We start from the raw sequence: 13,927 nt of genomic DNA, 5'->3' as shown, positions 1-13,927 counted from the left end.
TTCGCCAAACAATCACGCAGGAGGCTTTCATGAGCTTGCAACTGACAGGTATCCACCATTTGACTGCAATCACGGCAAACGCGCCCGAGAATGTGCGCTTTTATACGCAAACTTTGGGTTTGCGGCTGGTCAAGAAGACCGTCAATCAGGACGATACCAGCGCCTATCACCTTTTCTATGCGGATGGTGAAGCAACGCCGGGTACGGATTTGACCTTCTTTGACTGGCCAGCCGCGCCTGAACGTCGCGGTACGCACAGTATTTCCCGCACCGGTCTACGTGTTGGTAGCAAGGCCAGTCTTGACTGGTGGAAGGCCCGTTTTACCGAATTGAGCGTCAAGGCAGGTGAGGTAACAGAAATAGGTGGTCATGCATCGCTGGATTTTGAAGATGGTGAAGGCCAGCGTTTTCGTTTGATCGATGATGGCGGTGCAGGTGATTCCCACCCATGGGACAAGAGCCCCGTGCCTGCGGAACATCAGATTCGCGGCCTTGGTCCTATCACCATCAGCGTGCCGGACATCACCAATACTGAAGCGATCCTGCTGCATGTGATGAACATGAAAAAGGTACGCGACTATGCTGATCCGGATGGCGTGGGCCATGTGCATGTCTTTGCCATGGGTGAGGGCGGTCCTGCTGCCGAATTGCACGTCGCTGTCCAGCCGGACCTTCCGGCAGCACGGCAGGGTGCGGGTGCGGTGCATCACGTGGCGTTCCGGGCCCCGGATGTGAATGCGCTGCATGAGTGGACCGAGCGTTTGAAAAGCTTCCGCATGCCTTCGAGCGGTGAGGTTGAGCGTTACTACTTCCGTTCGCTCTACTTCCGCGAGCCAAATGGCATTCTGTTCGAGATCGCGACCGATGGTCCGGGCTTCACGGTAGACGAGCCATTGGAAACGCTGGGCGAGGAGCTGTCATTGCCTCCATTCCTTGAAGCAAAGCGTGCTTCCATTGAAGCAGGTCTCAAGCCACTCGCATAAAACCAACAAACAGGCCGGATCAGTTCCGGCCTGTTTTTGTTTCTGCCAGCCAATTTCTGGCGGCGTCGATATCGTGCTGATTGGTCTCGTGTCCGGCTGGAACGTTGACAGTCGCCAGATCGGCTCCCGCTTGACGCAACTCGGCTTCCAACGCCGGGGCGTGTGCGCCGAAAAGATCGTGATCGCCGGTCAAGCTGAGAATTCTTGTCCCGGCAAGATCAGCATCGGGTGTTTCTTCAAGCACCTTGGTTGCACGCAGCAAGATTGCATTGCGCACAAGGCCGGGATGCAACTGCATCATCGCTGCCAGCAGATTTGCTCCATTGGAATATCCCATGAAGATCGTGTTCTCGAGATCGAGGTGGTAGGCTTCGACGGCACCCTCGATGAAAGCGGCAAAAGCCTCGGCCTCGGAACGGATATCTTTCTGATCGAAGCTTAGCGGGCCAAAGCGGCGGAACCAGCGGGCGGTTCCTTCTTCCGTGCTGCGGCCACGAACGCCTATGAGTGTTGCATCGGGCGCTATGTTAGCAGCCAATGGCATGAGACTTGTCTCACTGCCATCCGAGCCATGGAGCAGGACAAATGCCGGTCCGTCAGCGGGCTCCGGTGTGTAAACACGATGGATGAATGGCAGTTCGCGATAAATGAAGCGCGGCTCTTTCGGCAGGCCGAATTGCGGCAGGATGATTTTTACATTCTCTGTTTGATCGGCAAAGTGCGGGGGAACGAACAATTCTGTCCCCAATGTTTCGAGTGGTTCATCAATCAGCATGCCGGGTCCGTCCGTCGCCATTTCCAGCAAAGAACCGCCGGGCTCACGCACATAGATAGAGTTGAAATATTTGCGATCATGCATTGCCGTTGCATCCGCGCCTTCAGCGATCAGACGCTCATAAGTGACTGTCACTTCGGGAATATCTGCCGCGCGGAATGCAATGTGATCAATCGTGCCAGTGCCGGGCGCTGAACTCCAGAACCCGGTTGCATCACGAACATCGATGCAGTCGCCGGATGAGGAGGTCATGCGCGTGATCGTTTCGTTCTGATCTGCGCTTTCATAAGAAAAATGCCAGCTCAGGAAGTCTGTGGTTTCAGCGGGTTTCTCGGTGAGGATCGTTGCTCCACGCAAGCGCCTGATGGCGTCGGCGGGGGGGATGCCATCACTGGCCCAGATATCGCCAACGCTCACGGCATCGGTACCGACAAGTTTGATGATCGCCCCGTCAGGATCATGCATGCGCAGGACAGTTTCGCCAAACTCCTGCGCCGGGCCGGTTACGGCTATGTTGTATTGCAGGGCACGGGTCAGCCAGAAGCCGACACTATCAGGGGCAATCGCGAAAGACACTTCGCTTGGCTGGCCATAGCCGACGCGGCCAAGAGAGCCATCTTCCCAAACGAGAAAAGTAATAAGGGAGCCGGGTGTGCCTGTAGCATCGCCATAAAGCAGGTGGAGCTGCGTGGCATCTTCATAGCCGCCGGTACGTTTCACCAGCCGAAGACCCAGAAACCCTACGTAGAAATCGACATTCGACTGAACCTTGCGGGTGATCAGGGTGATGTGGTGAATGCCGCCTGCCATGGACTTTCCTCTGTTGCTGAGTTCGCTTGATAGGGGGAAAGAGCACGCCGTGCAATCAGGAGAGGGTACAAAGAAGAACACCCACCGCTGGGAGGAGCGATGGGTGTTACTTGTAAAGAACGGCTCTGGGAGGAACGCTGTTCTTTATGCGGCCGTGGCTGGGAGGAGGAGTGCCACGGACGTGGGAGGTCTTATAAATTAGAATGCCGAAGCGGCCTTCTTCGCAACGAAAGCGATATCACCGCGGGAGATGCCGAGGTCGTTCAGTTCACGTGCGGACAGGCGGTTCAATTCCGTGACAGTGTCACGATAGCGGCGCCAGTTGTTGTAAGAGCGGATCAAGTTCATTTCACTCACCTAAGTTCTTTTGTTTGTTGGATCGTTATCGATCGGTGAGCTGGATATAGTGCACCGCACCAAGGACTTGGAGTCACAAGTTTGCATAGCTGGTTTGCAGTAAAATGGGCCTTTAAACCCCTGAAATGAAAGGTTTCCGCCTTTAATTTGTCGCTATCAGTCATAAATTTGAGAAAAATGGCGGATTCGGCTGCAAAACTACCGGAGTCGGCCATATTCGTTAACGGAGAAAATGGCCTCAGGCCCGCGCTTTTGCGGTAGCTGGCTTGGCAGGCGACCGGCGCGATGCAGGTTTAGCCTTTTTCTTCCCGGCCTCCCGCTCTTCGAGTTCCTTGTCAGCCCTCTTGGCAGCCGCTTCACACTGCCTTCTAAACTTCTCGACTTCCTCTTCGGTCAGATGCTCGATGCCGATAAAGGCATTCTTTGCTTCGCTCACCCGCACCAATTCATCAAGCTTTGCCTGAATGGCAACGCCGTCGCGGTTCTGGGTGTTCTGAATAAGAAAAACCATGAGGAAGGTGATGATCGTGGTGCCGGTATTGATGATGAGCTGCCATGTATCGGTGAAGCCGAATATTGGGCCGCAGATAGCCCATAAGATGACGACTGCCACACAGAGAATGAAGGTTACGGGTTTGCCCGCGGCCAAGGCGACATCGTTGGCGACTTTAGTGAAAAACTTGCCGAACACGCGCAACCTCCCCGTATTGTATTCGCCGGATGAACGTCCAGCGATCAATAACCTTCAAGAGAGGCCTTTGGTTCCGGCAAGGACGCCATAACGCATCTGTGTTTTCCCGCGTCTGGCCAAAGATTTTCAAGGGGCGTATGCTTGTCTCATGCAGGTTGAGGTCCATGGTGGCCGATACGTGGTCGCTATGCGCCTTTACTGCCCTGAACTTCAAGGGAGGAATGAGTATGGCGAATTTCCACGTGATTGCTGGCGCCGATGCAGGCGTTGCCCATCCCGATGTGCGCAAGATTACGGTTGGCGATGTTTTCACTGCCCTGCGCAAGGGCTTCGACGACTTTTGGGAAAAACCGTCGCACTATGTGTTTCTCTGTCTGATTTATCCCGTGGCTGGTCTGGTGCTGATGCGCTGGTCTTCCGGGGCCAATGCTTTGCCGCTGATTTTCCCGCTCATGTCGGGTTTCGCGCTGATCGGCCCGCTCGCCGCTATCGGACTTTATGAAATCAGCCGCAGACGCGAGCGTGGCATGGACACGTCGTGGCGGCATGCAAGGGAAGTGATCCATTCGCCCGCAGTGCCGTCCATTCTCGCGGTGGGCGCAATGCTGGTAGCGGTTTTCGTTGCATGGCTGCTGATCGCGCAGGCACTTTATGTCAACCTGTTCGGTGAAACACCGCCAGCCTCGATCCGCGTTTTCATGGATCAGGTATTCAACACGTCCGAAGGCTGGCGGATGATCCTGCTCGGCAACGCAATTGGTTTTGTATTTGCAGTTTTTGTGCTTTGCACGACCGTCATCGCGTTTCCGTTTCTGCTTGACCGGGATGGCGGGGCTTATGCGGCAATAGCCACATCAGTCCGTGCTGTCGCGAAAAACCCGCTGCCTATGATCGTCTGGGGTTTGATTGTTGCGGCGATGCTGCTCGTCGGTTTTGCTACCCTGTTCGTGGGGCTGGCGATCTTCATTCCCGTGCTTGGCCATGCAACTTGGCACCTTTACAGGGCAGTTGTGCCTGCACACGAGATGTAGGTACCCCCGAATGCCCTGTTTCGTAGGGAAACGGGGCATTTTGTCAAATTTCCCGGCAAAACTAGCATTTGACGTAAACGGCTATTATCCTTCCAGAATCGCCAACCTTGCGAAGGGAATACCGACATGGGTAGCTATTCGAAGCTGATTGGATCGATTATCGGAGGTGTTGCAGGCTGGTTTGCCTCGCGTTATGCGCTCCCGCCGGAACTGACATCCCCCGAAATCCAAGGGGCGGCAACTGTTATTCTAAGCGCTGCGGCTACGTATCTGTTTCCGGCAAATACGGTTCCAACACAGACAACTGCAGAACCAGAGCCGAAGACCACCACTCCTCAATAATGTGGGTACTAACAACATCATGAACAGGCGCAAAGCGCGCCTGTCGCTGGAATGAATGTGCTCCATTAGACGCTTCTGCAGGGGCGCTACAACCATGCATATGACCTAGCCGCGTATGGCCGCTTCGATTTTGGCGATGTCTATTTTGTCCATTTCCAACATTGCTTCGAATGCGCGTTTAGCAATATCGCCGCCTTTGGCGTTGGCATCGGTCAGGACGTGTGGCGTGATCTGCCATGACAGGCCCCATTTGTCCTTGCACCAACCGCAAACGCTTGCCGTGCCGCCATTGTCGACGATTGCGTTCCAATAGCGGTCTGTCTCTTCCTGGCTGTCAGTGGCAATCTGGAAAGAAAACGCCTCGCTGTGCTTGAAACTGTCGCCACCATTAAGACCGATGCATGGTACGCCACACACAGTGAATTCGATGGTCAAAACATCGCCTGCCTTGCCGCCCGGGTAGTCGGATGGCGCATGGAACACTTTTCCAACCGAGCTGTCGGGAAAGGTCTTGGCATAGAAGTTTGCCGCATCTTCCGCGTCATTATTGTACCAAAGACAGATCGTGTTCTTGTTCATTTTCTTCTCCCTTTATTGCTTTCGGCCAAGGAAATCTGTGCCTTGGATTGCATCCTATGCCCTTGCCACCGAACATTGATCGGCGTGGGCAATACCGTCATGGTGTTCAGTCCATCGTAAAAAACAAGAAAATACGTTGATGTCAACCTATTTTCTTGAAGGGTGCAGTTTTGAAAGGCCGAGCGGGTTTTCCACGAGGCTAAGGATAGTGGAAATTGTGGAGAAAATTATCGGGCAGGTTGGCAATCCGCGCCAGAAGTGGGCTGGCGCGGAATTGTGTCTCAAGAGGCGCGTGCCAGTGCAACTGCATCGGCACCCGCAGGGAAGCGAAGTTGACCGGTATCGTCGTTCACCGCATGAAAAACCGCTTCCGCGACATCGATTTCGCTGGTTGTAAGCGCCGGGCTGGCGAATCCGGCGAAGATTGGAGCTGCGAAATCGGCATAGGCTTCCGGAATGAGATCCTGAACATCAACTTCCGTGTTCCGGGTGAAGTTCGTTGTCGGGGCGTATCCCGGTTCCACCAGTTTTGCCCTTATGTTGAAATGTGCGAGTTCATGCGCCAGTGAGCCGGTAAAGCCCTCTATGGCCTGCTTGCTGGCTGTATAGGCTGCTGCCAAAGGCATTGGAGCCAACGTCGCGCTCGAAGTCACGTTGACGATAACGCCGGATTTCCGAGCGCGGAATTGCGGGATTACTGCCTGCGTCATGGCCATCACGCCAAACGTGTTTGTCTCAAACACTTTGCGTATATGTGCCATAGGCGTAGCCTCAAATGCGCCGGCAACTCCGATACCCGCATTGTTGACGAGGGCGTCAATGGGGCCTGCGGCTTCAACAGCCGCCGTGATACTTTCATTACTGGTTACATCCAGCGGTAGAAGACGAAGGTATTGTGAGAGGGGCAGGATGCCTTCGCGGGGCGCCCGCATAGTGGCAATGACTTTCCAGTTTTTTGAGAGGAAGTGGCGGGCTGTCTCAAGGCCATAGCCGGATGAGCAGCCGGTAATCAGTACGGTTTTCATGATGGAATCCAGATTGGTTTCGATGCCCCATGCTAGCCTCGCTGATCAGGACTATCTACGATTGAAAGTCCACTTTTTATTTGTTATAGTCCGGATTATGGTTGATCCGCTTTCTGAAGTCATAAGCCTGTTAGAGCCGCAGGCCATATTTACCAAAGGCATTAGCGGCGCAGAGCCATGGGCCGTCCGTTATACGGATTTTGGTTATCCGAGTTTCTGTGTTGTGATCGAAGGGGCATGCCGTCTTGCTGTCGATGGGCAACAGGTCGTGACGTTGCAGGCAGGCGACTTTGTATTGTTGCCGACCACGCCCGGCTTTACCATATCGGGATTCGAGCACGCCCGGCCTGAACACATTGACCCTCATATGGCGGCATCTGCCGAGGAGGAAATCCGTCACGGAACGCAGAGCGGTCCGCCAAGTGTGCGGTTGCTGGGCGGCTACTTTGTGTTCGGCGGTGAAGATTCCGGCCTGCTCGTTTCGCTGCTTCCCGCACAAGTCCATGTTCGCGGCGTTGAACGACTGTCCGTGCTGGTGAAGCTTCTAACAGAAGAAGCCGCGCAACAACGCTCGGGCCGTGATCTGGTGTTGAGTCGTCTGGTAGAAATTTTGCTGGTCGAATCCTTGCGGTTGATACAGACCCGCGATGCTCCTGCAGGATTGCTGCGAGGCTTGGGGGATATTCGACTGGCGGAAGCGATTCGGCAAATGCATGCGAATCCGGCTCGCCCATGGACGATGGCGCAGCTTGCGAGGGAGGCGGCGCTTTCCCGATCTGCATTTTTTGATCGCTTCACACGCAATATCGGATTGCCGCCGATGGAATATCTTCTGGCTTGGCGTATGGCGCTTGCAAAGGATCTGCTTCGCCGCCGTGAGATAGATATAGCTGAAGTTGCTGAACGTGTCGGCTATGGCTCTGCCAGCACCTTCAGCACGGCATTCAGCCGTTACACAGGATCGCCACCAGGCCGTTATGCCCGAGGCACGTCTGTCCCGGCATTGGCTGGTTCCTGATATATATGTTGGGAAACCCATCAACTGATGGAATGGCGCGCCCGAAAGGATTCGAACCTCTGACCCCCAGATTCGTAGTCTGGTGCTCTATCCAGCTGAGCTACGGGCGCGTGCCACAATTGCGCGTTCGTCTGCGCAGGCCGGTTCCTAATTGGTTGGCTGCTGAAATGCAAGCCGGTTTCCAAAAAAACCGCAACTATTTGTTCTTAAAGGTTGCGACCTATTGCCAGATACTTGTCGCGGCGATCCTGCCGCAGTGCATCGCGGTCCATATTGCCCATGGATTTAAGCGCAACATTGATGATGTTTCCGGTGGCTTCAATTGCCGCTTCACGGCCGCGATGAGCACCGCCCAGAGGCTCAGGGATGATGCCGTCAATGATCTTCAGTTCATAAAGATCCTGTGCGGTGATGCGCATTGACGTGGCCGCATCCTTGGCGCGTGTCGAATCATGCCAGAGAATCGAAGCAGCACCTTCCGGTGAGATAACCGAATAGATGGAGTGTTCAAGCATATAGACGCGGTTGGCCGTGGCGATGGCTATGGCACCGCCTGAGCCGCCTTCGCCGATGATGACGGAGACGATTGGCACTTTCACGTTGAGGCAGGCAGCAGTCGAGCGTGCAATGGCCTCGGCCTGCCCGCGTTCTTCGGCAGCGATGCCCGGAAACGCGCCTGCGGTATCAACAAGCGTCAGGACCGGCAGGTTGAAGCGATCTGCGAGTTCCATGATACGGACGGCCTTGCGATAACCTTCGGGCATGGCCATGCCGAAATTGTGTTTCAGGCGGGTCTTGGTATCGCTGCCCTTTTCCTGTCCGATGACGGCAACTGCCTGCCCGTTGAAACGGGCAAGGCCCGCCTGTACGGCATCGTCATCGGCATAATTGCGATCACCGGCAAGCGGCGTGAAATCGGTGAAGAGCTTGGCGATATAATCCACACAATGCGGCCGGTCCGGATGGCGGGCGATCTGCGCCTTCTGCCAGGGTGTCAGCTTGCGGTAAAGATCGCGCAAGGCTTCGCCCGAGCGTTTTTCAAGCCGCACGATCTCGTCATTGGTATCGAGCGCGCCACCTTCCTCCGCAAGCTTTTTCAGCTCGAGAATCTTGCCATCGAGGTCGGCTACCGGCTTTTCAAAATCAAGATAGTTGTACATGGACTGAATATCTGCCTGCAAAACGGTGGTTTCTTGAGAGCCTAACTGGCTGTTGCGAGCGCTCATGTCAAGGAACCATGCCCCATATGAGCTGCCAGCCGCGCAACTTATACGGTGAATTCCGGCGAAGGTGTGGTGACTATTTGGCCTGTTTTTTGATTTTGGGCTTTGCAGCAGGAACAGTTTTGACCTTTGCCCTTGGGCGTCTGGCCGGTTTTGGCGCTGGTTTACTCCAGCCTTGCCATCGTCCTTCACCTTCGTAATTGTGATATCCGCCAGCCGCTGCGGCGAGGCCTTCCCGAAGTCTTGCCATATCCAGCCCTGGCATGTTCCTGACAAGCGCGGGTGGCAGTCTGTCTATATTGAGCCAAGCTGCGTCGAAGAAGATGTTTTCAGGACCGTTTTCATTCAGAACCGTGACGAACCATTCATCTTCCATATAATCGCCGAACCAGGGGTCCGGAAACATTGCCGGTGAAAAAGAAAAACCGAAAGCGGTAACTTCCTCCCAGCTCCAATCCTGCCGCCAGCCCATGTTGCGGGCCATCTTGCTGGAACGATGGAAACCGTTATCGTCAAACCGAACGATTTCACCCCCGTCATCTTCAGGTGACGATGGGGAGGTCTTGCCTCCAAACAGTTGTTTTAACAACCGCCACATGGAACTTCCACAATTCTGACGTGCATAAGCGCCCGTCAGTGTCTTCATTTTATGCAATGCCGGACGGAAAACCGCTGAACATTTTTCCTGGAATTGCTCTTAGTCTGCCAGAGGGTGATGCTCGGTGACAAGCCGATGCAAGCGCTCCTCCATCACATGTGTGTATATTTGGGTGGTGGAAATATCTGAGTGGCCAAGCAATTGCTGCACCGCGCGCAGGTCTGCACCGTTTTGAAGCAAGTGGCTGGCAAAGGCATGACGTAGGACGTGCGGCGAGATTGAGGAAGTCTTGAGACCGGCACGGGCAGCAAGCCCCTTGAGATCGCGTCCGAACACCTGCCGTGCGAGGAAGCCGCTTTCGGAGACAGCCGGAAACAGCCACGGACTTTCAGAAAGGCCGGGCAGGGCATCGCGCAACTCAAGATATTTCATCATGGCTGTGCGCGCCTTGCCGGAAAGCGGAACCATACGGTCCTTTGATCCCTTGCCCCGCACCATCAAAAAGCGATTGTCGGAGCGCGCAACCGTCACGGGCAGGCCGACAAGCTCCGAGACACGCAAGCCTGTCGCGTACAGAATTTCAAGCAAAGCATGAAGACGCAGCGCCTGCAGGTGCACGGCGTTGGAGGCTTTTGCGTCAAGCGTCTCTTCTTCCGCCCGGGCCAGCAGCTTCTCTACATCGGCTTCGCTCATTATTTTTGGAAGGGAGCGATCTTTCTTGGGCGCATCAAGCGTGCTCGTTGGATCATCTGCGCGAATGTTTTCCGTATAGAGGAAACGGAAGAACTGGCGAAGTGCCGACAGGCGGCGGGCCTGCGACGTGGCAGCAAAGCCGCGATTGGCGATATCGTCGAGATAGGTGCGGATCGTGACGGGTTCAGCCAATGGCAGCTGAATGCCGGTTGCGGCACTGAAAGATGCGGCGTCTTCGAGATCGCGGCGGTAGGAGTCGAGTGTGTTCTGTGCCGCGCCACGCTCGGCGCTCATCATTTCCAGAAAGTTCTCGATGGCTGTTGAAGCACGCATGATTTTACTTTGGCTGTTGCGGTTTGGGATTAAGCTTTTCGCTTGGCACACGAATGGTCATTTCGGTCTGTGTCGGATGAACAAAGGTTACCAGCGCTATCATCCCGGCATAGACAAGCCCTGCCAGAACGGCGAGGGTAATGATCAGTCGTGTAAGTGTCGGCATTTCTGAATCAGGCAGCTCGATTGGTCGGTTCCATAATCTTGGGCCCAAACTCTTAATAATTTGGTGACCCTCCACCTCTCCGTCATCCTCGGGTCAAGCCCGAGGATGACGGAGAGGTGGAGTTCGTACTGAGCTTGTCGAAGGGCGAACCACGCATCGGGGCGGTGCAAAAAGCAAAATAGCCTGCTGCCACATTACAGTCCGCTTGACTGGACCAAGGTTTTCCTGTCGAAACGCAGTCATGACTACGACCGAAGAAGCGCCCCTGCCTGACGAAACACTGGAGCTGGCAAAAACCATCCGCGAGCGGCTGGGCACGCGTTCAATCGTACTTGTCGGCCTGATGGGCGCCGGCAAATCGACAGTTGGTAAAAAGCTTGCGTCACTCGTTGAGTTGCCTTTTTTCGACGCGGATCACGAGATTGAAAAAGTCTCGACGATGACCATCCCCGAACTGTTCGAAGCTTATGGAGAAGCGGAGTTCCGTGACCTTGAGCGGCGCGTCATCGCGCGCATGCTGGAAGAGGGCCCGATTGTGCTGGCGACAGGCGGTGGTGCTTACATGAATGAGCAGACGCGGGGTGCAATCGCATCGACCGGCGTTTCCGTATGGCTTAAAGCCGAGCTTGACGTTCTGATGGCGCGTGTTGTGCGCAAGCAGAATCGTCCGCTGTTGAAGAATAGCGATCCGCGCAGTGTCATGGAGCGGCTGATGAGTGAGCGCTACCCGGTCTATGGCCATGCTGACCTGACGATCAATTCGCGGGAAGAGAAGAAAGAAATCATCGCTTTCGAAGCGATGCAGGCTATCGCAGTGCATCTGGACGGGCAGGCCCATTCACATGAGATAAACACGAATGAGGACGCCGGGTGATGATGGATCAGGTTGAAAACACAATTGTCCCGGTCAAACTGGGCGACCGGTCTTATGACATACTCATAGGGGCAGGCCTTATCGAACGTGCAGGACAGGAAATCGTCTCGCGGGCAGGCAAGACAATGCGTGCGGCAATTGTCAGCGATGAGACCGTGGCGGAACTGCATCTTGCGCGGTTGCAGGCAAGTCTCAGCGTTGCGGGCATAGAATCGACGCCGGTTGTGGTTGCTCCGGGAGAGCAATCGAAATGCTTTGCGACGCTTGAGACTGTTACCAATGCCATTCTGGCCGCGAGACTTGAGCGCGGCGACATTGTGATAGCCTTCGGGGGCGGCGTGATTGGCGATCTTGCCGGATTCGCCGCAGGAATTGCGCGCCGTGGCATGGGGTTTGTGCAGATACCAACTTCTTTGCTGGCTCAGGTCGACAGCTCTGTTGGCGGGAAGACTGGTATCAACACCTCGCACGGCAAAAATCTTGTCGGTGTATTCTACCAGCCGCAGTTGGTTCTGGCTGACACCGATGTGCTGAACACGCTTTCCCTGCGTGAATTCCGCGCGGGATATGCGGAAGTTGCTAAGTATGGACTGATTGATCGCCCCGACTTTTTTGCCTGGCTTGAAGCCAACTGGCGCGGTATTTTCGATGGCGGACCGGAACGAACAGAGGCGATTGCCATCGCCTGTCAGTCCAAGGCCGATGTGGTTACACGAGACGAATTCGAGATGGGGGACAGGGCGCTCCTCAATCTTGGCCATACATTCGGCCACGCGCTTGAGACGGCGACCAAATATGATTCCGCACGGCTCGTTCACGGCGAGGGCGTTTCGATCGGCATGGTATTGGCGCATCAGTTTTCGGCCAAAATGAATCTGGCGAGCCCGGATGATGCGTTGCGTGTGGAAAAGCATTTGCGCGCCGTTGGTCTGCCGGTTTCCATCGATGAAATCCCCGGGGAACTTCCTCCAGCGGAAAAGCTGATGGAATATATTGCGCAGGATAAAAAGGTTGCGCGGGGCGCGCTTACCTTCATTCTTACGCGCGGTATAGGCCAGTCATTCATTGCCAAGGATGTTCCGCCCTCAGCGGTCCTGAGCTTCCTTCAGGAGAAAGATAAAAGATGACTTTGGAAATCTGGATCTTTTGCGGAATTATTTTCGGTTTGATCCTGATGTCCGGTCTGTTTTCGGGGTCTGAAACCGCGCTGACGGCGGTTTCGCGTGCCCGTATGCATCGGCTCGCCAATCGTGGCGACGAACGCGCAACGATTGTCGAAAAGCTCATAGAAAAGCGCGACAGGTTGATCGGCGTCATGCTGATCGGCAATAACCTTATCAATATTCTGGCCTCGTCGCTGACAACCAGTATGTTGCTGGACCTTTTCGGTCAGGCGGGCGTTGCCTATGCAACGGCAATCATGACGGTACTTCTGGTGATTTTTGCGGAAGTTCTGCCAAAGTCCTGGGCAATATCAAGCCCTGATCGAAATTCGCTGGCGCTTGTGCGGTTTGCCCAGATTGCCGTGTGGATATTCGGTCCCATTTCAGATCTGGTAAACTGGATCGTGCGCAAGATACTGGCGCTTTTCGGGATTAATCTTGCTGCGGGAACGTCGATGCTCTCAGCGCAGGAAGAGCTTCGCGGTGCTGTCGATCTGCTTCACAAGGAAGGCTCAGTCGTAAAGGGCGACCGCGACCAGATCGGCGGGTTACTCGATCTGCGCGAATTGGAAGTCTATGATGTGATGATCCACCGCACCGATATGGATTCGGTCAATGCGGACGATCCCATCGAAACGATCATCACCGAGATTCTCGCCAGCCATCACACGCGCATTCCCGTGTGGCGGGACACAAACGACAATTTTGTCGGTGTTGTCCACGCCAAGGATCTTGTGCGGGCGATCAGGGATGCCAATCGCGACTTCTCCAAGATCAACATAATGAAGGTGGCGACAAAGCCGTGGTTCGTGCCGGATACGACCACGCTTCAGGACCAGCTCAACGCGTTTCTGCGGCGCAAGGCGCATATTGCAATTGTGGTCGATGAGTATGGCGATGTGCAGGGTTTGATCACGCTCGAGGATATCCTTGAGGAGATAGTCGGGGATATAGCCGACGAGCATGACATAGACATGCAGGGTGTGCGCCCGCAGCCCGATGGCTCCATTCTTGTCGATGGTTCAGTGCCGATTCGCGATCTCAATCGCGCTCTGGACTGGAATCTGCCGGATGCCGAGGCAACGACCATCGCGGGGCTTGTCATTCACGAGACACAGAGCATTCCTAAGGAAAAGCAGGCGTACACGTTTCATGGCAAGCGATTCACGATCATCAAGCGCGAGAAGAACCGTATAACGAGATTGCGTATCCGGCCTATCGAAGATGAGGAAAAGCCGAAGCTGCGATGATTTAATGTTTTCGCAT

The 13,927-nt window shown here is 54.9% G+C and carries 16 protein-coding genes and 1 tRNA gene; 7 read left to right on the top strand and 10 right to left on the bottom strand.

Annotated elements, in window-relative coordinates; translation table 11 throughout:
- The first annotated feature begins 29 nt into the window (after nucleotides 1–29).
- Nucleotides 30–983 carry a ring-cleaving dioxygenase gene (locus ABKW30_RS00510; RefSeq protein WP_348596064.1) on the top strand — a complete coding sequence of 318 codons (954 nt, stop codon included), beginning with the start codon at nucleotides 30–32 and terminating at the stop codon, nucleotides 981–983.
- A gap of 19 nt (nucleotides 984–1,002) precedes the next feature.
- On the opposite strand, the gene ABKW30_RS00505 is transcribed toward ABKW30_RS00510, so the two are convergent.
- From ABKW30_RS00505 to ABKW30_RS00495, 3 genes are all read right to left on the bottom strand, one after another.
- On the bottom strand, nucleotides 1,003–2,568 hold the full coding sequence (locus ABKW30_RS00505) for a VOC family protein (protein WP_348596063.1): 1,566 nt from the start codon (nucleotides 2,566–2,568) through the stop codon (nucleotides 1,003–1,005).
- 198 nt (nucleotides 2,569–2,766) lie between these two features.
- Complete coding sequence (locus ABKW30_RS00500; RefSeq protein WP_008127986.1) at nucleotides 2,767–2,916, bottom strand: DUF1127 domain-containing protein; 150 nt, start codon at nucleotides 2,914–2,916, stop codon at nucleotides 2,767–2,769.
- A gap of 247 nt (nucleotides 2,917–3,163) precedes the next feature.
- The gene (locus ABKW30_RS00495) at nucleotides 3,164–3,616 is read right to left on the bottom strand and encodes a low affinity iron permease family protein (protein ID WP_348596062.1); all 453 of its coding nucleotides are present in this window, start codon (nucleotides 3,614–3,616) and stop codon (nucleotides 3,164–3,166) included.
- A gap of 227 nt (nucleotides 3,617–3,843) precedes the next feature.
- On the opposite strand from ABKW30_RS00495, the gene ABKW30_RS00490 reads away from it, so the two are divergent.
- Together ABKW30_RS00490 and ABKW30_RS00485 are read left to right on the top strand one after the other, a co-directional pair.
- Nucleotides 3,844–4,647 (top strand): DUF2189 domain-containing protein, encoded by an 804-nt coding sequence (locus tag ABKW30_RS00490; protein ID WP_348596061.1) that lies wholly within the window; start codon nucleotides 3,844–3,846, stop codon nucleotides 4,645–4,647.
- Nucleotides 4,648–4,773: 126 nt separating this feature from the next.
- Complete coding sequence (locus ABKW30_RS00485) at nucleotides 4,774–4,989, top strand: hypothetical protein (RefSeq protein WP_348596060.1); 216 nt, start codon at nucleotides 4,774–4,776, stop codon at nucleotides 4,987–4,989.
- A 105-nt stretch (nucleotides 4,990–5,094) separates the two neighbouring features.
- Here the strand turns inward: ABKW30_RS00485 and ABKW30_RS00480 are convergent, their stop codons facing one another.
- Both ABKW30_RS00480 and ABKW30_RS00475 read right to left on the bottom strand, forming a co-directional pair.
- Entirely contained in the window at nucleotides 5,095–5,568 is a 474-nt protein-coding gene (locus ABKW30_RS00480) for a VOC family protein (protein ID WP_348596059.1), read from the bottom strand.
- 281 nt (nucleotides 5,569–5,849) lie between these two features.
- On the bottom strand, nucleotides 5,850–6,593 hold the full coding sequence (locus ABKW30_RS00475) for an SDR family oxidoreductase (protein ID WP_348596058.1): 744 nt from the start codon (nucleotides 6,591–6,593) through the stop codon (nucleotides 5,850–5,852).
- Nucleotides 6,594–6,690: 97 nt separating this feature from the next.
- Between ABKW30_RS00475 and ABKW30_RS00470 the strand changes: the two genes are divergently transcribed.
- A complete protein-coding gene (locus ABKW30_RS00470; protein ID WP_348597548.1) occupies nucleotides 6,691–7,611 on the top strand; it encodes an AraC family transcriptional regulator in 921 nt (306 codons plus the stop codon).
- Nucleotides 7,612–7,644: 33 nt separating this feature from the next.
- Here ABKW30_RS00470 and ABKW30_RS00465 read toward each other — a convergent pair.
- The 5 genes from ABKW30_RS00465 to ABKW30_RS00445 form a co-directional block, all read right to left on the bottom strand.
- Nucleotides 7,645–7,721 (bottom strand) — tRNA-Arg (locus tag ABKW30_RS00465).
- A gap of 96 nt (nucleotides 7,722–7,817) precedes the next feature.
- Nucleotides 7,818–8,771, bottom strand: a complete 954-nt coding sequence (locus tag ABKW30_RS00460) for an acetyl-CoA carboxylase carboxyltransferase subunit alpha (protein ID WP_348597546.1) — start codon at nucleotides 8,769–8,771, stop codon at nucleotides 7,818–7,820.
- 139 nt (nucleotides 8,772–8,910) lie between these two features.
- On the bottom strand, nucleotides 8,911–9,432 hold the full coding sequence (locus ABKW30_RS00455) for a hypothetical protein (RefSeq protein WP_348596057.1): 522 nt from the start codon (nucleotides 9,430–9,432) through the stop codon (nucleotides 8,911–8,913).
- Between the two features lie 99 nt (nucleotides 9,433–9,531).
- Entirely contained in the window at nucleotides 9,532–10,458 is a 927-nt protein-coding gene (xerD, locus tag ABKW30_RS00450; protein ID WP_348596056.1) for a site-specific tyrosine recombinase XerD, read from the bottom strand.
- Nucleotides 10,459–10,462: 4 nt separating this feature from the next.
- Nucleotides 10,463–10,624, bottom strand: a complete 162-nt coding sequence (locus tag ABKW30_RS00445; protein WP_348596055.1) for a histidine kinase — start codon at nucleotides 10,622–10,624, stop codon at nucleotides 10,463–10,465.
- A 241-nt stretch (nucleotides 10,625–10,865) separates the two neighbouring features.
- Between ABKW30_RS00445 and ABKW30_RS00440 the strand changes: the two genes are divergently transcribed.
- Genes ABKW30_RS00440 through ABKW30_RS00430 form a run of 3 tightly spaced genes read left to right on the top strand, consistent with a single transcriptional unit; the run spans nucleotide 10,866 to nucleotide 13,911 of the window.
- Nucleotides 10,866–11,498: a shikimate kinase gene (locus ABKW30_RS00440; protein WP_348596054.1), complete on the top strand. Its 633-nt coding sequence runs from the start codon at nucleotides 10,866–10,868 to the stop codon at nucleotides 11,496–11,498.
- The gene (gene aroB, locus ABKW30_RS00435; protein WP_348596053.1) at nucleotides 11,498–12,625 is read left to right on the top strand and encodes a 3-dehydroquinate synthase; all 1,128 of its coding nucleotides are present in this window, start codon (nucleotides 11,498–11,500) and stop codon (nucleotides 12,623–12,625) included. The genes ABKW30_RS00440 and aroB overlap by 1 nt, the downstream gene beginning before the upstream one ends.
- Complete coding sequence (locus ABKW30_RS00430; protein ID WP_348596051.1) at nucleotides 12,622–13,911, top strand: HlyC/CorC family transporter; 1,290 nt, start codon at nucleotides 12,622–12,624, stop codon at nucleotides 13,909–13,911. The genes aroB and ABKW30_RS00430 overlap by 4 nt, the downstream gene beginning before the upstream one ends.
- Nucleotides 13,912–13,927 lie beyond the last annotated feature (16 nt).

The sequence above is a fragment of the Phyllobacterium sp. SB3 genome, assembly GCF_040009165.1.
In the GTDB taxonomy this organism is placed as follows: Bacteria; Pseudomonadota; Alphaproteobacteria; order Rhizobiales; family Rhizobiaceae; genus Phyllobacterium.
Note: the sequence above shows the minus strand (reverse complement) of the source record. Positions and strands in the feature narration are given on the sequence as shown.